Annotated in this window: 19 protein-coding genes; 7 read left to right on the forward strand and 12 right to left on the reverse strand. The window is 63.2% G+C overall.

The annotated features are described in order from the left end of the window. Positions 1-8 precede the first annotated feature (8 nt). The 9 genes from E8E68_RS08425 to E8E68_RS08465 all read right to left on the reverse strand — a co-directional run bounded on the left by E8E68_RS08425 (position 9) and on the right by E8E68_RS08465 (position 8665). Positions 9-1289, reverse strand: a complete 1281-nt coding sequence (locus E8E68_RS08425; protein ID WP_280340657.1) for an OprD family porin — start codon at positions 1287-1289, stop codon at positions 9-11. 36 nt (positions 1290-1325) lie between these two features. Next, the gene (locus E8E68_RS08430) at positions 1326-2195 is read right to left on the reverse strand and encodes an aldose 1-epimerase (protein ID WP_280340659.1); all 870 of its coding nucleotides are present in this window, start codon (positions 2193-2195) and stop codon (positions 1326-1328) included. Between the two features lie 81 nt (positions 2196-2276). Beyond that, on the reverse strand, positions 2277-3365 hold the full coding sequence (locus tag E8E68_RS08435; protein ID WP_280340660.1) for a mandelate racemase/muconate lactonizing enzyme family protein: 1089 nt from the start codon (positions 3363-3365) through the stop codon (positions 2277-2279). Beyond that, complete coding sequence (locus E8E68_RS08440) at positions 3362-4171, reverse strand: NAD(P)-dependent oxidoreductase (protein WP_280340662.1); 810 nt, start codon at positions 4169-4171, stop codon at positions 3362-3364. Before E8E68_RS08440 ends, E8E68_RS08435 begins: the two co-directional genes overlap by 4 nt. A 34-nt stretch (positions 4172-4205) precedes the next feature. Further along, the gene (locus tag E8E68_RS08445) at positions 4206-5495 is read right to left on the reverse strand and encodes an MFS transporter (RefSeq protein WP_280340664.1); all 1290 of its coding nucleotides are present in this window, start codon (positions 5493-5495) and stop codon (positions 4206-4208) included. Between the two features lie 86 nt (positions 5496-5581). Further along, positions 5582-5875: a Dabb family protein gene (locus E8E68_RS08450; RefSeq protein ID WP_280340666.1), complete on the reverse strand. Its 294-nt coding sequence runs from the start codon at positions 5873-5875 to the stop codon at positions 5582-5584. A gap of 13 nt (positions 5876-5888) precedes the next feature. Further along, a complete protein-coding gene (locus E8E68_RS08455) occupies positions 5889-7295 on the reverse strand; it encodes an aldehyde dehydrogenase (NADP(+)) (protein ID WP_280340667.1) in 1407 nt (468 codons plus the stop codon). A gap of 110 nt (positions 7296-7405) precedes the next feature. Then, positions 7406-7852: a nuclear transport factor 2 family protein gene (locus tag E8E68_RS08460; RefSeq protein ID WP_027608974.1), complete on the reverse strand. Its 447-nt coding sequence runs from the start codon at positions 7850-7852 to the stop codon at positions 7406-7408. Between the two features lie 3 nt (positions 7853-7855). After that, the gene (locus E8E68_RS08465) at positions 7856-8665 is read right to left on the reverse strand and encodes a ribonuclease activity regulator RraA (RefSeq protein WP_280340671.1); all 810 of its coding nucleotides are present in this window, start codon (positions 8663-8665) and stop codon (positions 7856-7858) included. A gap of 174 nt (positions 8666-8839) precedes the next feature. Between E8E68_RS08465 and E8E68_RS08470 the strand changes: the two genes are divergently transcribed. Both E8E68_RS08470 and E8E68_RS08475 read left to right on the forward strand, forming a co-directional pair. Continuing rightward, positions 8840-10405 carry an IclR family transcriptional regulator C-terminal domain-containing protein gene (locus tag E8E68_RS08470; protein WP_280340673.1) on the forward strand — a complete coding sequence of 522 codons (1566 nt, stop codon included), beginning with the start codon at positions 8840-8842 and terminating at the stop codon, positions 10403-10405. A 636-nt stretch (positions 10406-11041) separates the two neighbouring features. After that, complete coding sequence (locus E8E68_RS08475; RefSeq protein WP_266034932.1) at positions 11042-11533, forward strand: DUF1543 domain-containing protein; 492 nt, start codon at positions 11042-11044, stop codon at positions 11531-11533. A 103-nt stretch (positions 11534-11636) separates the two neighbouring features. Here E8E68_RS08475 and E8E68_RS08480 read toward each other — a convergent pair whose 3' ends face one another. From E8E68_RS08480 to E8E68_RS08490, 3 genes are all read right to left on the reverse strand, one after another. Next, positions 11637-13007 (reverse strand): MFS family transporter, encoded by a 1371-nt coding sequence (locus E8E68_RS08480; RefSeq protein WP_266034934.1) that lies wholly within the window; start codon positions 13005-13007, stop codon positions 11637-11639. A gap of 276 nt (positions 13008-13283) precedes the next feature. Continuing rightward, positions 13284-14207 (reverse strand): LysR substrate-binding domain-containing protein, encoded by a 924-nt coding sequence (locus E8E68_RS08485; RefSeq protein ID WP_266034936.1) that lies wholly within the window; start codon positions 14205-14207, stop codon positions 13284-13286. Positions 14208-14421: 214 nt separating this feature from the next. Continuing rightward, the gene (locus E8E68_RS08490; protein WP_266034938.1) at positions 14422-15714 is read right to left on the reverse strand and encodes a dicarboxylate/amino acid:cation symporter; all 1293 of its coding nucleotides are present in this window, start codon (positions 15712-15714) and stop codon (positions 14422-14424) included. 489 nt (positions 15715-16203) lie between these two features. Between E8E68_RS08490 and E8E68_RS08495 the strand changes: the two genes are divergently transcribed. The 5 genes from E8E68_RS08495 to E8E68_RS08515 form a co-directional block, all read left to right on the forward strand. After that, complete coding sequence (locus tag E8E68_RS08495) at positions 16204-16734, forward strand: thiamine pyrophosphate-binding protein (RefSeq protein ID WP_266034941.1); 531 nt, start codon at positions 16204-16206, stop codon at positions 16732-16734. Further along, positions 16722-17318, forward strand: a complete 597-nt coding sequence (locus tag E8E68_RS08500; RefSeq protein ID WP_266034944.1) for a thiamine pyrophosphate-dependent enzyme — start codon at positions 16722-16724, stop codon at positions 17316-17318. The genes E8E68_RS08495 and E8E68_RS08500 overlap by 13 nt, the downstream gene beginning before the upstream one ends. Positions 17319-17389: 71 nt before the next feature. After that, complete coding sequence (locus tag E8E68_RS08505; protein ID WP_180688120.1) at positions 17390-18556, forward strand: acyl-CoA dehydrogenase family protein; 1167 nt, start codon at positions 17390-17392, stop codon at positions 18554-18556. A 56-nt stretch (positions 18557-18612) separates the two neighbouring features. Next, positions 18613-19809, forward strand: a complete 1197-nt coding sequence (locus tag E8E68_RS08510) for a CaiB/BaiF CoA-transferase family protein (RefSeq protein WP_180688121.1) — start codon at positions 18613-18615, stop codon at positions 19807-19809. Positions 19810-19861: 52 nt separating this feature from the next. Beyond that, positions 19862-20532 (forward strand): electron transfer flavoprotein subunit beta/FixA family protein (locus E8E68_RS08515; protein ID WP_280340678.1); only part of this gene is annotated, 671 nt, incomplete at its 3' end.

Genomic DNA, 20532 nt, shown 5'->3' on the forward strand with positions numbered 1-20532 from the left:
CCTCCAGGTCAGAGCAAGGGCAAGGTATACGCGATGATCACCCGGTTTTCATCACGCCGGCCGGTGGCATCGCCCTGCAGCTCGACGTTGCGCCAGCGCAGCGCCAGGTTTTTCAGTGGCCCGCTTTGGACCACGTAGGTGATGTCCAGGTTGCGCTCCCATTCGCTGCCGTCCTCCCCGGCCACCTTGAAGTTGTCGCCCTTTACGTAGCGGGCGAACGCGGTCAGCCCCGGCACACCGAGGGCCGCGAAGTCGAGGTCGTAGCGGGCCTGCCAGGAGCGTTCCTGGGCACGGTCGAAACGCAGGACCTGCACGGCGTTGGCCACACCGGGCAGATCGGTGTCGTGGATGAACGGCAAGGCGCTGTCACCAGCGTTGTACTGGTAGCCAAGGCGGAAGGTCTGGGCGCGCAGGTTGGCGCTGAGCATCGCCGAGGTCATGCGGCTGTCGAGCTGGCCGGCCTTTTCGCTGCCGGATTCGCCGGTGTCGAGGTAGTTGAGCGTCCCAGAGAGGTTCCAGTCACCGGCCTTGAGGGTATGGGTGCCGGTGTACAAGGTTTGCTGGTACACATCTGCCAGGCGGCCAGTCCACACCCCCAGCGACGTCTGTGGCGTGGCACGCCAAGTGCCACCGAGGTAATCGAAGCGGTCGCTGAACACGCTGTAGTAGTTGCCCACCTGGATATCCCGGGCGCCGGCGAACTCGCGCTGGTTGACCTTATGCATCTGGCCCAGGCCAATGTCGAGGTTCTCCAGTTCGCGAATGTCCAACATCGCCCCTTCGAAGAACTGCGGCAGCAGGCGCGCGTCGCCGGAACTGACCAGCGGAATCTTCGGAAACAGCCCACCCACCTTGAGCTCGCTTTTCGAGTACTTGAACTTGACCGCCGCCGTGGCCTCGGAAAAATCGTCCACCGAGCGCGGGTCGACATTGCGCGGCCCGCCTGCACGGTCATAGGCCCCCGGTAACAGTCCGGTGCCGCTGCGCGAGGGCGACGAGTCGAGCTTCAGGCCAAGACCTGCGTACACATCCACGCCCACCCCGACCGTCGTGTCGGTATAACCCGACTCGCCCTTGAGGATGAAACCCTGAGCCCACTCCTCCAGCTTCGACTGGGCAGGTTTGGTCGAATCGCGCAGGTCGTGGTTGTAGTAGAAGTTGCGAAAGGTCAGGTTGGCCTTGCTGGCGTCGAGGAACGCGCCCTGGGCATACAGCGGGCCGAGCCCAAGCAGCAGGGACAAGGGTTTTGCAACGCGAGCGAAGCCCGCTCCAGTCGAGGAGTGTTTCATTGTTGTTCTCTTCTTATAGGTATGTGAGGTGTTGCGTCAGCGGTGTTGCCAGGTGAATTCGAGGGAGGCCTCCAGGCGCTCGCCCGGTGCGAGTTCACGGGTGCCGGTTTCGGCCCAGCTGTCGCGGGTCTGGTTGAAGGCGTCAGCCAGATGCGACACCGGCTCCAGGCACAGGTAGGTACTGCCGACCGGGGCGAACGCGACGAAGTGGTTCAGCACCTGCGAGGCCTGAAGGTGCACATGGCCATTGGGGTAATCGATTTGCAGCTGGCCATTCCAGCGTGACTGGTAATGCGCGAGCGCCTCGCCGGCATCCGCTTCGATCGACCAGTCCTTGGCGCCCTCCAGGTACGCACCGGTGGCCAGGTACTGCTCGTCAATCTGCCATTCCCGCCCGGTGCGATACTGCACGCGCATGCCGGGATGGCGCTGGAAGTACGGGTGCAGCCCGAGGCCGCCAGGCATGGTCGTTTGTCCCAGGTTTACGAGCACCAGGGTGATGCGCAGGCGTGCGCCGTCGAGTACGAAGTGCTGTTCGGCGCGAAACGCCCACGGCCATTGCGCGCCTTGGTAGTCGCAGGTGATGCTCAAGCGATCGCTACCGGTGTCCACCACCTGCCAGGGCTGGGTGTGGCTCACGCCATGCAAGGTATGGGGCAGTGCCGCCGGATGTGCGGGCAACGGGTGCTCGGTGCCTGCGAAGCGCAACCGCGCGTTGCGGATGCGGTTGGAGTACGGCATCAGCGGGTAGGCGCCGGCCCGTGGCCAGTCCAGCGGGTTGAACTGGTTGGCCCTGATCGGCTGCAGGATGTCCAGCCCCTCGGCATTGAGGTGGGCGATACGCCCGCCCCAGGCCGGCAGCACGCCCAGCGACCAGGTGGCATTGCTCAGAACCACGGTGTGCATAGAACCTCCAATGCCTTTTACTGGCATGCACATCCCCTGCCGCCGTGCCGAGGCACGGCGGTGAGGCGTTAACGGGACGAGTTAGCGGCGGAAGCGCTCGGCCACTTGCAGGTCGATGTCCAGGCCCAGACCTGGACCTTGCGGCACTTGCAACCGGTTACCCTGACGCAGATGCTCTACCGGGTAGAGCCAACCGGCCGGCTCGACGAACAGGTATTCGATCTGCGGTACCTGCGGCTGCACCGCCGCCAGGTGCAAGGTGGCGATGAGGCCCGGGCCGAAGTACGGGCAGTGCGGTAGCACCACGCCAGCATGCTGTTGGGCGAGCGCAGCAATGCGCAGGCACTCGGTAATGCCGCCGACCTTGGTCACGCTGGGCTGGACAGAATCCACGGCGCCGCTGCGCAATGCCTGCTCAAACTGCACGGCGGTGCACCAGTTCTCCCCGGCCGACAGTGCCACGCCCTGCCCGCGCAGACTGGCCAGGGTGGCGAAGTCCTCCGGCGGGAAGATCGGTTCCTCCAACCAGGACAGTTGGAGGTCGGCCAGCGCTGGCAACCATTCGCGAGTATCGGCCACGGACCAGGCACAGTTCACGTCGGTGGCCAGCGGCACGTCGTGGCCGATGGCACGGCGGCAGGCAGCGATCTCCGGCACGGTCACTTCATGCAGCTTGATGTCGGTGAAGCCCATGCCCAACGCCTTCTCGCAGATCGCCGGGGCAATCTGATCGTCGGCATAGCGCACCAGGCTGGCATAGGCTGGCACCTGCTCGCGAGTGGCCTGGCCAAGCAGCCGGTGCAAAGGCACGCCTTCACACCGGGCCGCCAGGTCCCAGAGAGCAATGTCGACACCGGAAATGGCGAACATCGTTACGCCATAACGGCCGAACAGGTGCAGACGCAGTTGCAGTTCACGGTTGAAGGCGGCAATGTCATCTATCTGCCGGCCCAGCAGCAGCGGTGCGATCAGGCGGTCGATCAGGGCCTTGGTGGCGTCTGCGACGAAGTAACCGAACGCCTCGCCCCAGCCAACATTGCCCCGCTCGTCCTCCAGGCGGATCAGCACGTTCTCCAGGGTATGCCACGTGGTCGGCGTGATGCCCTGGCCCTTGCCGCCATCATGGAAGGGAATTTCGACGATCTGGGTATCGATACGGACGATTTTCATGCTTGCTCCAGAACACTGGCCAGGGCCACACCAGCATAGGCGCCGCCGACATGGTCGCGGCCGGAACCGACCGCGGCCATGGCGTCATAGGCGAGGAAGTTGTCAGCCAGGTGCTCGGCCGCATTGTCCTGCGGCCGGTAACCCAGGGCGCGGGCACGGCTGTTGTGGAAGAGCGCCTGGGGGCATTCCGACACGCCATAGACGATCTCGTGGCGCACCTCGGCGTGCTCCAGGCCGATCAGCACCAGCTGAGCCAGGTCGCGGGCACTGGTCCACAGGCGGAGGCGACGGGCATCGGCGACCTTGGCGTCGGCATTGCCGATGCGCACGATGAACGTGGCCAGCTCGCTGCGCTGGGAGAAGGTGGCGCAGGCCGCTTCGCCGAACACCTTGCTCAGCGCGTAGTAGCTGTCCGGCGCCACCGGGTGGTCGTCGAACTGTTCTGCAGCCTGCGTGGGGTACTGGCCCAGCACATGGTGGCTGCTGGCGAACACGAAGCGCCGCGCACCGGCGCGCTGGGCAGCCTCCAGCAGGTACAGGGTGGCATGGTAGTTGGGCTCTACCGTGGCCTGAAACTGGATGTCGGTGCCATGGGCACAGGCCAGGTGCAGCACCGCGTCGACACCCTCGCAGGCCTGGCGAACGAAGGCCGGGTCGGTCAGGTCGCCGACCAGGGCGGTTTCATTGGCGGCCAACTCGGTGACCGGCCGGCGATCCAGCAGGCGCAGGTTGAAGCGCTCGCGCAAGTATGGGCGCAGGGCGGTTCCAACGATTCCGGCGGCGCCGGTGACTAGAAGCGTAGGCATGGTGTATTCCCGTAAAACGTGGGTAGCAGTCATTTCAGGCGGCAGCGATGACGTTGGCTAGCCGGGCCGGCTTCTGGCCGACGAACAAGGCCACGATCAGTGCGCCGACGATGCCAAGCACGGCAGCCAGACCAAAGCCGCTGCTGTAGGTGCCGGTGGACTGGATGATGAAGCCGGTCACGGTTGGCGCAACGATACCGGACAAGTTGGCCAGGCCATGCATGAAGCCGCCGGCAGTACCTACCTGATGGTCCGGCACGGCGTCCTGGATCAGCGACCAATAGGCTGGGGCGGTAAGCATCAGGAAGCCGATGGCCACGGTCATAACCACCACGGTACTGGTCACGCTTTCCACCTGGCCGGTCAGGCCAATACACACTGCAGCCACCAGCAGGCAACTGACCAGCACCACCTTGCGCGAGAACAGTTGCTTGCCGGTGCGCTTGTATACCCAGTCGATCAGCAACCCGCCACAGATGAAGCCGACGGTACCCACCAGCCACGGCAGCGCGGTGACGATGCTCATAGCCTTGAGGTCGATGCCCTTGGCCTCGATCAGGTAGCTGGGGAACCAGGTCATGAAGAAATAAAGGATGTAGTTGTAACAGAACAGAGAAACGCCAGTGACCAGCACCGAACGCTGCAGGATGATTTGCAGCACCGGGGTACGCGGCGCGTCTGCGACGGCAGTGACCGGGGCCTCACGGCCTTCGTTGATCAACGCCAGCTCTTCGGCCGACACCTGCGGGTGCTCCTTGGGCGTGGAGGCCGCCAGGCGGTACCAGGCGATGGCCCAGAGCACGCCGACGACAGCGATCACCACGAAGGCCACGCGCCAGCCCAGCCACAGGGCGAGAAAGCCCACGATCGGTCCGGCAAGGGCGCCCCCCAACGGGCCGCCGGCCTGGTTGATGCCGATGGCACGGGCGCGCTCCTTGATCGGGAACCAGCTGTTGACGGTCTTGTTGGCGGTGGTCGACACCGGGCCTTCGCCAACACCAAACAGAGCACGCACAATCAGCAGTGACCAGAAGTTGAAGGCCAGTGCGGTGGAGCCGCATAGCACCGACCAGAAGCTCATCGACCAGGTCAGCACACGCTTGGGCCCGAAACGGTCAGCCAGGTAGCCACCGACGAAGCAGAACAGCGCATAGCCAAAGAAGAAGCTGCTGAAGATCATGCCCTTCTCGGCGGGCGTGAGGTGATACTCCTGAGTAATGAACGGCATTGCGATCGACAGGGCAGCCCGATCGACATAGTTGATGATCATGGCCAGGAACAGCATGGTCAGGATCGTCCAGCGGTAGTTGTTTTTCTTGTTCATGTACGACTCCGCCCGGCACCTGTGATGCCGGATCTTTTTTGTTATAACGCCTGGCCCCGCAGAGGGCCAGGTGCCTCTGGGGTCAATCAGACGCTGTAATCCACCGCCACCCACTCGAAGTATTGCTTGAGGTCGGCGACCAGGGCCTGGTGCGCGGGGTGTGGCAGGTACCGCTGTACCGCGTCGGCGTCGTCGAAACTGGACTCGAGGATGTAGTCCCAGCAGATCGGCCGGTCCAGTTCGTTGGCCGCAACCTTCCAGTCGCGAATGAAGTCGATTTCTTCAGTGAGGTCGCGCATCCGCGCCACCAGCTCCGACTCCAGCTCAGGCTGCGCTTCGACGCCAGGCAGGCGGCGGAACAATACGATATGTCGCATCATCGCCCTGCCCTCCTCAGCCCAGGGCCCATGCCGGTGCGTCCTGCAACGCAACAGGGCGCAGGAAGCGCTCGATGGCGGCAAAGCCGACCGAGGTGGACTGTGGCGCAGTGGACGAAGGCCATGGCCCGCCGTGTTGCTGGGCGTGGCACACGGCAACGCCGGTCGGTACGCCACTGAACAGCACCCGTCCGGACACCCGCTGGGCCGCGCGCAGCAGCTGGCGGTTGTCGGCATTGTCGGCGTCCAGACCCCACAGGGTAGTGGTCAGGGTACCGCCGATGGCCTCGAGCACTTCAGCCGCCTGAGAAACGGACTGTGCGGTGACGATCAGCGCCGCCGGGCCGAACATTTCTTCACGCAGGTGAGCGTTGGCAATGAACGATGCTGCATCGGTGGCAAACAGCCGCGGCGCCGGGCCTGCGCTATCGGCCTGCGGGGCGAACACTGGCGCTGCGTTGGCAGCTACCGAGGCAACTGCCGCCTCGAAGCCCTGCTGCATGCCCGGGGTCAGCATACGGTGCGTGGTGATCGGTGCAATGGCCTCGGCCAGTTGGGCGACAAAACGCTGACTGTGGGACGAGTCGAGCAGCACGATCACGCCGGGGCTGGTGCAGAACTGGCCGCAGCCCAGAGTGATCGAGCCAGCCAGGGTCTTGGCCAAAGCTTCACTGTCTTTTTCCAGCACCGCCGGTAAGGCCACCAGCGGGTTGATCGAACCCAACTCGCCGAAGAACGGCACCGGGCGCTCACGGTCATTGGCGGCCTGCCACAGGGCTTTGCCACCCTGGTAGGAGCCGGTGAACGCCACAGCGGCGATCGACGGGTGCTGGACCAGGTAGGTGCCGGCCGCACGATTGGGCGCATCGGCCAGGGTCAGCAGGCCTGCCGGCAGGCCCTGGGCGCGGAGCACGCCAGCGGCCAAGGCAAAAACAGCGCGGGACAGTTCCGGGTGGCCGGAATGCGGTTTGATCACCACCGGACAGCCGGCGGCCAGAGCCGAAGCAGTATCGCCGCCGAGGACCGAGAAAGCGAACGGGAAATTGCTGGCCGAGAACATCGCCACAGGGCCCAGCGGGCGTTGCACTCGGGTCAGGCGTGGACGGCCGGCAGGTGGAGCACCGGCAATCGCCTGGTCATCGACCTGACGGTATGGCACACCAGCTTCAACTTCGCTGGCAAAGCCACGCAACTGGAACGCGGTGCGGGCCACTTCGCCGTTGAGGCGGGCTTCTCCGAGGCCGCATTCGCGGTCGGCGATGACGACCAGTTCGGCTTGCTGTTGCTCCAGAGCATCGGCCAGGCCACGCAGCAGAGTGGCGCGCTGGGTGGCACTGGAAACGGCCCAGAAGTCGGCGGCCGCGGCCGCTTGGGCGACAACTCCGTCGATGGCTGTGAAGTCGGGGTTTTGCGGGGTGGTCATGGGTAACTCCTTCAACATTCCGGTGCGGCCATTCGCGGGGCAAGCCCGCTCCTACAGGTACAGCGCGGTCCTTGTAGGAGCGGGCTTGCCCCGCGAAGAGGCCAGTGGCCTTAACGCGCCTTCGGCTCCAGGTGATATCCCCGGCCGACATAATCGAAATCGACCAGCTCGTTGATCACCACGTCCTTGTCTGCAGGCGAGGCGTAATAGGCGCGGATCTCCTTGATCAACCCGCTCTGCTCGTCGAACACGTACCACTCATCACCACGCAAGGCCGTGCCCAGCTTGCTTTTCCAGTGCGTCCACTCGATCACCGCTTCGTTGCTGTCGTGGCTGACCAGGATCTTCTCGATGGTCCACTGAGACCCCAGGTTTTCTACGCACCAGACCCATTTGCGGGCAATGGTGTCGGCAGTGCGCCACGGGATTTCCGGTAATCCCGAGGGGAAGTAGTGCACCGCATCCGGGGTGAAGCAGGACACCAGCTTGTCGTAGTCGCCTTCGTTGCAAGCGTCGAAGTAGCGACGGATCAGTTGCGCATGCTTGTGCTCGGCCATGGCTCAGCCCTCCTCGCGGTCGATGATCGACGGGATGGCCGGGCGACCGGCGGCGACCCAGGCGTGGTAGTCGGACACCGACGTCGGGCTCGGCGGGTACACGCCCCAAAGCGCTTCGCCTGCGGCAATGCGCATGGCCAGGTAGCCTTCGATGTCGTCCTGCACGCTGCACACCTCGGCCAGCTCCTCGGCCAGATGCGCCGGCACTACGGTCAGGCCATCGGCATCGCCGACGATGATGTCGCCCGGGTACACGGCAACGCCGGCGCAACCGATCGGCACCTGCAGATCAGCCACGTGGTGATAGGAAATACGCGTGGTCGCGGTGATCTCACGCGCATAGGCCGGCAGGTGCATAGCGGCGATCTCGCTGCCGTCGCGCAAAGCGCCGTCAGTTACAATGGCCTTGGCGCCACGGGCCAGCAGCCGGGTCACCAGGATGTTGCCGGCCGATGCGGCGGCCGGGTCGTTGCGGCTGTCGATCACCAGCACGTCGCCCGGCTGGATCTGCTCCACGCCCACCCATTGCAGGTTGTCGTCGTTGGGCTTGGTGGTCATGGTCGAGTAGGTGTCGATGTCTTCACGGGCGGGGATGAAACGCATGGTGAAGGCACGCCCGGCGAACGGTTTGGCATCGCGGCACATGGCGCGCAGGCCGACCAGCGCCGGCTGGCGGAAGCCGCGCTTGAACAGCTGGGTGGTCAGCGAGCCGCTGCTGCAGGTGGCCAGCTTGGCCAGCACTTCGTCGCTGACAACGACCTGTTTACCGGAGACGCTCTCATGGGCATCGGCATAGTTGTGGATGACGGACATTGTTGTAGGTTCTCCTCGCGAGTTCATCCGATGGGTGGCCAGGGCGAATTCCCAACATATGGAACAGTTGTTCGCTGCAGGCCCTGTTGAATCCGATTCTATGGCGGAAAACTGTTCGAAAAAGGGGCAAAATTGGCACTCAGCCAGCAGAGTTCCAGCAGATGGGAATCCACGATGAAAACAGGTGAAGGCACCGCCGCACTGGAAAAGGCCCTAGACGTGCTCCAGGCCATTGGCGCAACCGCCACCGGCATCAGCCAGGCCGAGCTGGCCGAGCAGGTGCCGCTGCCGCGCACCACGCTGTACCGCATCATCGCCACCTTGGTGGAGCGCGGCATGATCCGCCGCGATCCCACCCGCAAGGTCTACCGCCTGGGCTTCAACTACCTGGAGATGGTCCGCAATGCCTACCTGGAGCCGGACCTGGTGGCTGCCGCCAGCGCCGAACTGCGTGCCTTGCGCGACCTGACCGGCGAAACCTCCTACCTGGCGGTGCTCGACGGCAACCAGGTGCTGTCGCTGGAACGCTGCGAAGGCGCCCACACCCAGCGCTCGGCTGCCAGCCTCGGCCAGGGCAAGCCGGTTTACTGCACTGGCCAAGGCAAGGCGATCCTCTCCGCGCTCTCCCCCGCCGCCCGCGACGACATTCTCAAGGGCCTGGTGCTGGCACCGCTGACGCCGCTGACCATTACCGACCGCCGCCGCCTGTTGGCCGACCTGCAGATTACCCAGGCGCGCGGCTATGCCCTGGACGACGAAGAAATCCGTCTGGGCATCCGCTGCGTCGCTGCGCCGATCGTCGACAAGCAAGGTCTGGTGCGCGGTGCCCTGAGCGTGGCCGGGCCGGCCTACCGCCTGACGCTGGAGCGCCTGACCCTGCTCGGCCCGGAACTGGCTGACGCGGCGCGTCGGGTCGGTGAGCAGCTGCGCCCGGTCACCACCCCGCGCGCCAACGGCGAGCTCAGCGTGCTGCCCGGCCCCTGGGCGTTTCACGGCGCGTTCCCGCGCTGGCACGCGGGCCAGCGCCTGCTGTACTGGGCCGACACCCTGGCGCCAGCCATCCATTGCTGGGACGGCCAGTCCAGTCGCTTGCTGACTCGCCTCGACCTGCCGATACGCGGCATGGAGCTGCACCCTGACGGCCTGCTGGTGGCCCAAGCCGGCGGCTGGACACTGATCGACTGGCAAGGCAACGAGCATCCCCGCCAGGACCTGCTCGGCAGTCGTCTGCTGGCATTGGCCAACCACCCGTCTGGCGCGCTCTGGGCGTGCGCCAGAAGCGGTAACGGCTGCTTGATCGGTGAGCTCAGCGCCGAGGGCGAGCTGCGCCATGGCTGGTCGTTGCCGGAGCCGGTCAGTGCGTTTCGCTGGGACGCCAGGGGCAGCGCGGTTTATGCCTTGGCACCTGAGGCCGGGGACATTCTGTTGCTGCAACCGGGAAGCAGCAGCGTGCGCCGGCTGGCGACGCTGCCCCGTGGCGGCGGCAGCCTGGGCGGGCTCGCGCTGGATAGCAAAGGGGGGGTGTGGACCACACAACTGGAAGGCTGGAGCCTGGCGCGCTTCGATGCCGAGGGTAACCTGGACCGTATGATCGGGTTGCCGGTGCCGAGCCCGACCGACCTGTGCTTCGGTGGAGAGGATGGCACCACACTGTTCATTACCAGTGCCCGCCATGCACTTCAGCTGGAAACGTTGGCCAGTGCGCCGAACTCGGGATGCCTGATGCAAATGCAGATTTGAGCTTGAAAGCATGGGGTTTGTGCTTGGAAACCTCGCACGGTGATTTGAGGAATCAAGCCTTCGCTATCAGCATCAGGTGTAGGTCCCACCAGTCGGCCGGGCGTACCGGATCGGCGTCTCCGAGAACGAATAAAGGCCAGAACGTTTTTTCAACGGCCACACGTGGGCAGTCTTGCTCGATAGCAGCCGCGAGACCATGGCAATACACTGAAATACAATATGCACCAGCTCGACATCTGTCAGAAATCGCCATTCTCGATCGCGCATTCTGCTGGGGGTATCGAGGGTAATTTTGGGGGTACACTTTTGTTTTTGCCATTCAAGAATACCGCCCCCAGAACCATGCTATCCAAATGTGAAAAATAGGGCGGCATCATGCCGATCTGGCTGGCAAACTCCACACGCTCTCAACGGATTTGAAGAACCCGTTTCGATCACATGGCCAGTGACGCTGAAACTCGCCAGCGCACCCAAACCCCTCAGCGTGGTGCAGCGTGACGCTTACTCCTTGGCAGACAACGTCACGGTCCAGGTCGGTATCGAAAAACAGTCAGGTCAGCCTCACCGCCTTGCCCGTCAAAGCAACGCTGACACTTTCCCGGAACGCGTCCCCTGCCCCCCCAGAAGGAATTGCTCATGCTGTACGTAGTCATGCTCGGTGGCCGCCACCCCCGGGCCAGTATCGAGGTACACGACGTGCTGTTCGCGCAGGCAAACTCCCTGCAGCAGGCATACCCGCAACTGCGCGAAGGCTGGTTCGGCAGCCGTGCGGGCCTGCACATCGACTCGTGGCTGGAAGTCGACGGTATCGATCGCTACCGTGTCACATTCAGCCAGCTCGCGCCGGGCCCGGATGATCCGCGGCTGTTCTTCATCAACCTGGGCGGCTACGAGCCGCAGGTGTTTGGCGAGGCGCACCGCTACTTGCTGATAGTGGCCAGGGACAAGGCCCAGGCCAAGCAACTGGGCAAGCAACGCATGCAGGCAGGCTGGCTCAAGCCGCATACCGATGCAGTACTGGAGGTAGACGATTGCCTGCCAGTCGACCTGGTGGGCGGGCGTTATGTGCACTTGATCGAAGGTGCACATGGCGGGCTGCGTCAATACAGCGACTACATCCTGCTCTGAGGTTAAAACACCGTTCTACCGGCGGGAATCGGGTGGCCAGCGAGTGCGATGGGAAAACAAAAGCCGGGGCTGCATGCAGACCCGGCTTTTGCGTGGCCGGGGCTCAGCCCCGAGCGTTGGAGTACGCAGGGCCGCTGCGCAGGCCGGTGTGCTCCTCCACCGCGCCGGTGCCATCCAGGTAACCATGCTTGCGCAAGTCTGGCATGAGCACGGCTGCCAGCAGGGTAATGGCGCTCATGGCCGCCACGTAGTAATAGAAGTACGACTCCACCCCCGCCCCGCGCAACGACAGCGCCACGTACTCGGCTGTACCGCCGCAAAGCGCATTGCCCAGTGCATAAGGCAAGCCCACCCCCAGTGCGCGCACGGTGGCGGGATAAAGGTCAGCCTTGAGCACGCCGGTCACCGGCGTATAGAACGCTGCAATGAGCAGCCCGAGCATAACCAGCGCGAAGGCTTCGTAAGGGTTACTGACGCTCTTCAGGCCCGTGAGCAACGGCACGATCAACAGGCTCGACAGCAGGCCGAAGGCAATCATGCTGTTACGCGAGCCGATCCGGTCGGCGATCATCCCGAACACCGGCTGCAGACACATGAACACCACCAGCGCGGCGGTCATGATGAAGCTGACCGTCGAGGGGTCGAAGCCGGCCGACACCACCAGGTATTTCTGCATGTAGGTAGAGAACGTGTAAAAGTGCAGCGAGCAACCAGCCGTGATGGCAATGGTCAGCAGCACGGCTTTCTTGTGCTTCATCAGCGCCTTGATCGAGCCGGCTTCCTTGTGTTTCGCGCCTTGGGCATGGGCTGTCTCCAGCATTGAGCGGCGCAGGTAGACCACCACCAGTGCACTGACCGCACCGATGAAGAACGGTATCCGCCAGCCCCAGGCCTTGAGATCTTCGAGCGGCAGCACATTCTGCAGCACCACCACCGTCAGCAGCGCCAGGAGTTGGCCGGCAATGATCGTGAAGTACTGGAACGAGCCAAAGAAGCAGCGCTTGCCCTTGCGGGAAATCTCGCTGATGTAGGTGGCCCCGGTGCCATATTCAGCACCCACCGAAAGCCCCTGCATCAGGCGGGCAACCAACAGCAGCACTGGAGCAGCCATGCCGATGGATTCGTAGGTGGGCAGCAGGGCGATCATCAGCGAGCCGCCGCACATCAGGAACACAGAGATGATCATGGAAAACTTGCGACCACGGGTGTCGGCCAGGTATCCGAAGATCCACCCACCCAGGGGGCGCATGAAGAAGCCCACGGCGAAAATCCCGGCGGTCGCCAGCAACTGTGTGGTCTGGTCGCCCTGGGGGAAGAACAGGGCTGCGAAGTAGATCGAAGTGTAGGCGTAGATGAAGAAGTCGTACCACTCCACCAGGTTGCCGGAACAGGCACCGAGTATGGCGCGTATCCGTTGGCGGTTGGTCAGGTTGCGGATATCAGGCGCAGCGGGATTGTTATTGTTGGCGTGCATGGGTAACTCCAGATCTTGGGCAAACGCAAGGCATGAACGACAGCGTTGGTTTACGTTCGATGGATCGGCGTGGAGTCGTGGCGGGAGATAGCAAGCGGTGAAAGGCAGGGCGATGGAACGCGGATCATGAGTGGCACCTTCTGGGATCTATTATTTTACAAGTCAGCGAAAGCGCACTGACTTTTATTCCCGAGCAAAACTACGCCCTCGTCTGGGGAGCGGCCAGACCCGCTGCCCTCTAGCAGCTATGCCGCGATTGAATAGCTGGCTGCAGCTTCAGAGCATGTGCCCTGCCCAGATGCCTTCGGCCACCAATTCCGAGGCGATGTCGACGAAGGTCTGGCCGACATAGCGGGTTGCCGGGCTCACCTGGCGGTCGGCGGGCAATACCAACACCAGTTTGCGCATGGGCGTGGGGTCGACCAGCGGTGCGGCGCACAGCGTGCCGTCATTCAAGCGCGAGTAGATCGACGCCAAGGGTAATGCCGTGTAGCCAAAGCCATTCCGGACCAGGTCGATCATCGCACCGAACGAATCCGCCTCGACGCTGGTGGTGATCTTGAATCCGCGCTCCAAGGCACATTGGTCCATGATCTTGCGCAGCCCATGGCGGGGGCTGGGCAGGACCATCGGTTCACTGGTCAACTGCGCGAAAGGGATCGCCGTGTCGAGGGTCAGCCCGGAATCGGGAGGGCCGACCAACACAAGGTTTTCCATCATCACCGGTTCGATGCGCAGGGTATGCAGCGGCTGTGGATCGTAGGAGATGGCCAACTCCAGCTCGCCGCGCTGCAACCAGTCGAGCAGGTAGCCGCTGAAGGCCGATGAGAAGCGAATGGAGAGGTCCGGGTGGGTATCGCAGATGCGCTTGACCAGCGGCACGGTGACGATCTCGGCGATCGTCGGCGTGGTACCGATGGCGACCATGCCGCGAAAGGCCGCGCGCCCGCCAGCGACCGAAGTACGAATGGACTCCAGCTCGTTCATGATGCGGGTGGCCCGCTCAAGCACCTCGAGCCCCGCCGCAGTGATTTCCATCCCACGGCCATGGCGCTCGAACAGGTAAACACCCAGCTCCTTTTCCAACTGCCGTATTTGCCGGCTCAATGCCGGTTGTGCGACATGCAGCCGGTCCGACGCCTTGCTCAAGCTGCCCAGTTCAGCCACGTGGATCAGGGTTTTGAGTTGCGTTACGTCCATCGGTCAACCACTGGCAAGGAAAGGAGCGCCTCTGAAACGGCGTGTTTGACAGTCTAAAGACAGCCTCTGGCGCCAGCTATAGCATTTGAGCATAGCAGCTAGAACCCCATGCGAACCCCTCGGGCTGGCCACACACGTGTGGCCGCACGGATGAATGCCCTGTTCCACCCGCTGCAGTCGCCCGCAGGTTTCCAGTGCCCGCCAAGCGCCGACCTCAAGCTGTTGAACGCTCTACTTCCGGGTCAGTGGCGCGTGGGCTCGCCGGCTGTGCGTCCGGTTCCTGCAGCTCCCCTTCCCACTTGGCCACTACCGCAGTGGCGATCGAGTTGCCGACGGCGTTGGTAGCCGAGCGCCCCATGTCGAGGAAGGTGTCGATCCCCAGGATCAACAGCAGCCCCGCTTCAGGAATATCGAACTGCACCAGGGTTGCGGCAATCACGACCAACGATGCCCGAGGCACCCCGGCGAGCCCCTTGGAGGTCAGCATCAAGGTAAGCAGCATGAGGATCTGGGTGCTGAGGGTCATCTCGATTCCGTACGCCTGGGCGATGAACAGCACGGCGAAGGTGCAGTACATCATCGAACCGTCCAGGTTGAAGGAGTAGCCCATGGGCATCACGAAACTGGAAATCTTGCGGCTGACCCCGAACCGATCCAGTGCCGAAAGCAGTTTTGGATACGCCGATTCGGAGCTGGCGGTGGCGAACGCCAGCAGGAACGCCTCCTTGATGAGTGCGAGCAAGGCGAACACCCGCCGGCCCAGGAACATCGCGCCGGCCAGCACCAGCAACACCCAGAGCAAGAGCAAGCCCAGATAAAAGTCGCGCATGAATACCGCGAACGTAGCCAGGATCGACAAGCCGTTGACCGCCACCGTTGCGGCCATGGCCGCCATCACTGCCAAGGGCGCCAGCTTCATGACGTAGCCCGTGATCAGCAGCATGGCCTGCGCCAGCTCATCGGTCAGGCGCACCAGGCCTTTGGCTTTTTCGCCCAGCGCCGCCAGGGCGACCCCGAAGAACAGCGAGAACACCACGATCTGCAGGATTTCGTTGTTGGCCAGGGCCTCGGCGAAGGACCTGGGTACCAGATGGGTGACAAAGGCCTTGAGGGTAAAGGCCGAGGTCTGCAGCGAAGTGGTTTCGCTGGCGTCCGGCAGCGGCAGTGCCAGGTGCAGCCCCGGCTGCAAAATGTTGGCCATCATCAAGCCGACCGCCAGCGACAGCAGCGAGGCTGTCATGAACCACATCATGGCCTTGCCGAACACCCTGCCTACCGCACCAGCGTCGCCCATATGGGCGATGCCAACCACCAGGGTGGAAAACACCAGCGGCCCGATCAGCATCTTGATCAGCCTGAGGAACACATCCGATATCACCGAGATGTAGCCCGCGGTATGGGCAGCGGCGGCCTTGTCCGGGCTGGTGAGAAAAATGACGTAGCCGATCACCACACCGAGAAACATGGCCAGCAGTATCCAGCCCGCCAACGGTAGTCTGCGTTTCATTGAGCACCTGTATTCAAGCAATAAGATCCGACACTGCCTGGGCAGTGCATTACGGAACGAAATAGGACAGTGCAAGGTGCCGGAACCGGCATGGTGAGGATGGCGTATCGGCCAATGGCGGCTCTGTAGTGAGCCACCCGACGAGCGTGCGCAGGTAACGAAACAACATCGACGACCCCCAATTTTATTGTTGTTTTGATTCGACTGCGGCTCGGCCGCGATCGAGTCGACAACCTAACGTCTTCGCCGATGCCCCATAAGCGCTGCTGGTGTCTATCAGCTATGCCCGCTTTCTATAACGCCAGCTTCCCCTGCCCGAGCCATGCCTGACCCTATGCGGCGAGCGGTCGCAGCGAGCGTCGACCTGCCGTTGCATGAGCCGACCTATGCCGCAACGGCATATCTCAAAGAAAAAAACGGTAGTCGTCGTGCACGGCAACTCCCCCCATGATGAGGAAAAACAAAAGCAGCACTGCCGGGAGAGACCCCATGTCATCACAAGAAGCTGAACAGAACTGGCAAGAGGACGTGTTCCGCGTTCTCAAGGCCCACGGCGTCAAGCACGTCGTGTTCGTCCCGGATGCCGGCCACTCGGCGGCCATCCGCATGTCCTACGCGGACCCCGATATCAAGGCCGTTGTGCTGACCACCGAAGAAGAAGGCATCGGCTACCTGGCCGGCGCCTGGTTGGGCGGCGAACGCGGCGCCCTGCTGATGCAGTCGAGTGGCGTCGGCAACTGCATCAACACCCTTGCCCTGCAGAACTGCGCCGGCTTCCCGCTGCTGATGGTGGTGACCATGCGTGGCGACTGGGCCGAGTTCAACGCCTGGCAGAACCCCATGGGCCAAGCCACCGAAGCCTCCCTCAACTTGATGAAGGTGATGACCTGGCGCGCCGACCAGCCAGAGGACGTAGCCCCCCTGCTGCACGGCGCTGCCACCATGGCCTTCAATGGCGATGCCGCCACCGCCCTGCTGCTTGGCCAGCGTCTGATCGGAGAAAAGAAATGGGTCAAGTAAGCGCTAATCACGTGCTGTGCCGCCGTGAAGTCGTCCGTACCTTGCTGGCCGATCGCAACGATGTGCTCGTGGTCACCGGCCTGGGCTCTGCCTCCTATGATGTGATGGCGGCGGGCGATCACGACAACAACTACTACCTCTGGGCCGCCATGGGCAGCGCCATCACCGTAGGCCTGGGCCTTGCCAATGCCCAGCCAGACAAAAGCGTGGTGGTGGTCACCGGTGACGGCGAACTGCTGATGGGTTTTGGTGCCCTGGCCACCGTTGCCCTGCAACAGCCGAAGAACCTGACCATCGTGGTACTGGACAACGGCCACTTCGGCGAGACAGGCATGCAGGTCAGCCACGCCGGTTTCGGCATTCAGTTGGACCAGGTTGCCAACACCTGCGGTTTCGCCTGGACTCAGGAAATTCGTGAGATGGACGGTGTGCATGCCTTGCGCGAGCGTTTCGCCAACCGTGACGGGGTCAAGCTGGCGACGGTGAAAATCAAGGCTGAGAACCCACCCCGCGTACTGCCGCCGCGCGATGGTTATTACATCAAGAACCGCTTCCGCGCCGCTCTGGGCTTTGCGCCTATCTGACCGTGTTACAGGGCCGGCCGGCCGCCGAACCACGATGACGCTGCCGGCCCGGCCCACCCAGGAGAATGATGATGCACGACAACAACAGCAATGAAGAACTCAACGCCATTCGCGAGGGGGTGCGTGCCCTGTGTGGCGACTTCCCGGCCGAGTACTGGCGCAAGATCGACGAGGAAAAGGGCTTCCCTGAAGCCTTCGTCAAGGCCATGACTGACGAGGGTTGGCTGTCGGCGATGATTCCCGAGGAGTTCGGCGGTTCCGGCCTGGGCCTGGCCGAGGCTTCGGTCATTCTCGAAGAGGTCAATGCCTGCGGCGGCAACTCTGGCACCATCCATGGCCAGATGTACAACATGTTTACCTTGCTGCGTAACGGCAGCGACGAGCAGAAGCGCTATTACCTACCCAAACTGGCCAGCGGCGAACTGCGGCTGCAATCGATGGCCGTGACCGAGCCGTCCACCGGCACCGACACCACCAAGATCAAGACCACTGCGGTTCGCAAGGGCGACAAGTACGTGGTCAATGGCCAGAAGGTGTGGATCTCGCGGGTGCAGCATTCAGACCTGATGATCCTGCTGGCACGCACCACCCCGCTCGCCGAGGTGACGAAAAAAGTCGATGGCATGTCGATTTTCCTGGTCGACCTGCGCGAGGCCATCGGCAACGGCCTGACCGTGCAGCCGATCGCCAACCTGGTGAACCACGAGACCAACGAGCTGTTCTTCGACAACCTGGAAATCCCAGCCAGTAGTTTGATTGGTGAAGAAGGCAAGGGCTTCCGCTACATCCTCGACGGCCTCAACGCAGAGCGCACCCTGATTGCCGCCGAATGCATCGGCGATGGCCGCTGGTTTGTCGAGAAAGCCAGCCAGTACGCCCGTGACCGCGAGGTGTTCGGCCGGCCAATCGGCAAGAATCAGGGCGTGCAGTTCCCCATCGCGGAAGCCCACATCGAGATCGAAGCCGCCGACCTGATGCGCTGGCGCGCCTGTACCGAATACGACAGCGGGCGCAACGCAGGGGCGGCCGCCAACATGGCCAAGTACCTGGCCGCCAAAGCCAGTTGGGAGGCCGCCAACGCCTGCCTGCAGACCCACGGCGGCTTCGGCTTTGCCAATGAATATGACGTCGAGCGCAAGTTCCGCGAGACCCGCCTGTACCAGGTTGCGCCCATCTCGACCAACCTGATCCTGTCCTATGTGGCTGAACACCTGCTGGAACTGCCACGCTCGTTCTGATCCGGACTGCCCCCCGTTACCCACGAGGGCTTGCCATAACAAGAGAGACGACCACCATGAGCCAGTCCATCCGCCCCCTTGACGGGATCACAGTCATCAGCCTCGAGCACGCGATCGCGGCGCCCTTCTGCACGCGCCAGCTAGCCGACCTGGGCGCCCGGGTCATCAAGGTGGAGCGCCCTGGCAGTGGCGATTTTGCCCGGGGCTACGATCAGCGTGTCAACGGCCTGGCCTCGCATTTCGTGTGGACCAACCGCTCCAAAGAAAGCCTGGCCCTGGACCTCAAGCAGGAGATCGCCGGCGACATCCTTGATCAGTTGCTGGAACAGGCTGATGTGCTTGTGCAGAACCTGGCACCGGGTGCAGCTGCGCGCCTGGGGTTGACCTTCGAGGCGCTGCACACGCGCTTCCCCCGGTTGATCGTCTGCGATATCTCCGGGTACGGCGCAGGCGGCCCTTACGAACAAAAAAAGGCCTACGACCTGCTGATCCAGAGCGAAGGTGGCTTTCTGTCGGTCACTGGTGGGCCGGGCGAAGACGGGATGGCCAAGGCCGGTAACTCGATCGCAGACATCGCCGCTGGCATGTATGCCTACACCGGCATCCTCTCGGCGGTACTCCTGCGCGAGAAAACCGGCATCGGCAGCCAGGTGGAAGTGTCGATGCTCGAGGCGTTGGTGGAATGGATGAACTACCCGCTCTACTACGCCTACGAGGGCGCCGCACCACCACCACGTGCGGGCGCGGCGCATGCGACCATCTACCCGTATGGCCCCTTCCCGGTCGGCGACGGCAGCACCGTCATGCTGGGGCTGCAGAACGAGCGCGAGTGGCAGCTGTTCTGCGAACAGGTGCTGCAGCAGCCAGAGCTGGCCGCAGACGAGCGCTTCAGCGCCAACTTCAAACGCGTAGCCAATCGCGATGCGCTGCGCGGGTTGATCGTCGAGGCCTTTGCTGCGCTGGACTTCGACACCGTGATCCGGCGCCTCGATGGGGCCAGCATCGCCAATGCCAAGGTCAATGACATGCAGGGTGTCTGGGCCCACCCGCAACTGCAAGCCCGGGACCGCTGGCGTCGCATCGACACTGCCGCCGGATCAGTGCCCAGCCTGCTGCCGCCGGCCACCAGCAACGCCTATGCACCGCGCATGGACCCGGTCCCCGCACTGGGCCAGCACAGCGAAGGCATCCTTGCCGAACTCGGCCTGCCCCAAGAACGTATTCAGCAACTGCGCAATTCAGGGGTCATCTGACCCCCGTGTTCTTCATTCGTTGCCATTGCTCAAACACAGAGTATCCCTGCCTATGAAAGTGCTGGTCGCAATCAAACGAGTGGTCGACTACAACGTCAAGGTTCGCGTCAAGGCGGACAACTCCGGCGTCGACCTTGCTAACGTCAAGATGTCCATGAACCCCTTCTGCGAAATCGCCGTGGAAGAAGCCGTACGCCTGAAGGAAAAAGGCGTTGCGACCGAGATCGTCGTCGTTTCCGTCGGCCCGACCACTGCCCAGGAGCAACTGCGTACCGCCCTGGCCCTGGGTGCCGACCGTGCCATCCTGGTCGAAGCCGCTGACGAACTGAACTCCCTGGCCGTGGCCAAGGCGCTGAAGGCCGTTGTCGACAAGGAGCAGCCGCAGCTGGTCATCCTCGGCAAGCAGGCCATCGACAGTGACAACAACCAGACCGGCCAGATGCTGGCCGCGCTCACCGGCTTCGCTCAGGGCACCTTCGCCTCCAAGGTTGAAGTGGCTGGCGACAAGCTGAATGTCACCCGTGAAATCGACGGCGGCCTGCAGACCGTTGCACTGAACCTGCCAGCCATCGTTACCACCGACTTGCGCCTGAACGAGCCACGCTACGCGTCGCTGCCGAACATCATGAAGGCCAAGAAGAAGCCGCTGGAGACCGTCAAGCCTGACGATCTGGGCGTTTCCCTCGCCTCCACCAACAAGACCTTGAAAGTCGAAGCCCCGGC

The sequence above is a fragment of the Pseudomonas sp. BN607 genome, assembly GCF_029871175.1.
Classification (GTDB): Bacteria; Pseudomonadota; Gammaproteobacteria; order Pseudomonadales; family Pseudomonadaceae; genus Aquipseudomonas.

Coding starts and splice junctions, on each gene's coding strand:
- E8E68_RS08425 (WP_280340657.1), bottom strand. CDS start 1,289: ATGAAACACTCCTCGACTGGAGCGGGCTTCGCTCGCGTTGCAAAACCC.
- E8E68_RS08430 (WP_280340659.1), bottom strand. CDS start 2,195: ATGCACACCGTGGTTCTGAGCAATGCCACCTGGTCGCTGGGCGTGCTG.
- E8E68_RS08435 (WP_280340660.1), bottom strand. CDS start 3,365: ATGAAAATCGTCCGTATCGATACCCAGATCGTCGAAATTCCCTTCCAT.
- E8E68_RS08440 (WP_280340662.1), bottom strand. CDS start 4,171: ATGCCTACGCTTCTAGTCACCGGCGCCGCCGGAATCGTTGGAACCGCC.
- E8E68_RS08445 (WP_280340664.1), bottom strand. CDS start 5,495: ATGAACAAGAAAAACAACTACCGCTGGACGATCCTGACCATGCTGTTC.
- E8E68_RS08450 (WP_280340666.1), bottom strand. CDS start 5,875: ATGATGCGACATATCGTATTGTTCCGCCGCCTGCCTGGCGTCGAAGCG.
- E8E68_RS08455 (WP_280340667.1), bottom strand. CDS start 7,295: ATGACCACCCCGCAAAACCCCGACTTCACAGCCATCGACGGAGTTGTC.
- E8E68_RS08460 (WP_027608974.1), bottom strand. CDS start 7,852: ATGGCCGAGCACAAGCATGCGCAACTGATCCGTCGCTACTTCGACGCT.
- E8E68_RS08465 (WP_280340671.1), bottom strand. CDS start 8,665: ATGTCCGTCATCCACAACTATGCCGATGCCCATGAGAGCGTCTCCGGT.
- E8E68_RS08470 (WP_280340673.1), top strand. CDS start 8,840: ATGAAAACAGGTGAAGGCACCGCCGCACTGGAAAAGGCCCTAGACGTG.
- E8E68_RS08475 (WP_266034932.1), top strand. CDS start 11,042: ATGCTGTACGTAGTCATGCTCGGTGGCCGCCACCCCCGGGCCAGTATC.
- E8E68_RS08480 (WP_266034934.1), bottom strand. CDS start 13,007: ATGCACGCCAACAATAACAATCCCGCTGCGCCTGATATCCGCAACCTG.
- E8E68_RS08485 (WP_266034936.1), bottom strand. CDS start 14,207: ATGGACGTAACGCAACTCAAAACCCTGATCCACGTGGCTGAACTGGGC.
- E8E68_RS08490 (WP_266034938.1), bottom strand. CDS start 15,714: ATGAAACGCAGACTACCGTTGGCGGGCTGGATACTGCTGGCCATGTTT.
- E8E68_RS08495 (WP_266034941.1), top strand. CDS start 16,204: ATGTCATCACAAGAAGCTGAACAGAACTGGCAAGAGGACGTGTTCCGC.
- E8E68_RS08500 (WP_266034944.1), top strand. CDS start 16,722: ATGGGTCAAGTAAGCGCTAATCACGTGCTGTGCCGCCGTGAAGTCGTC.
- E8E68_RS08505 (WP_180688120.1), top strand. CDS start 17,390: ATGCACGACAACAACAGCAATGAAGAACTCAACGCCATTCGCGAGGGG.
- E8E68_RS08510 (WP_180688121.1), top strand. CDS start 18,613: ATGAGCCAGTCCATCCGCCCCCTTGACGGGATCACAGTCATCAGCCTC.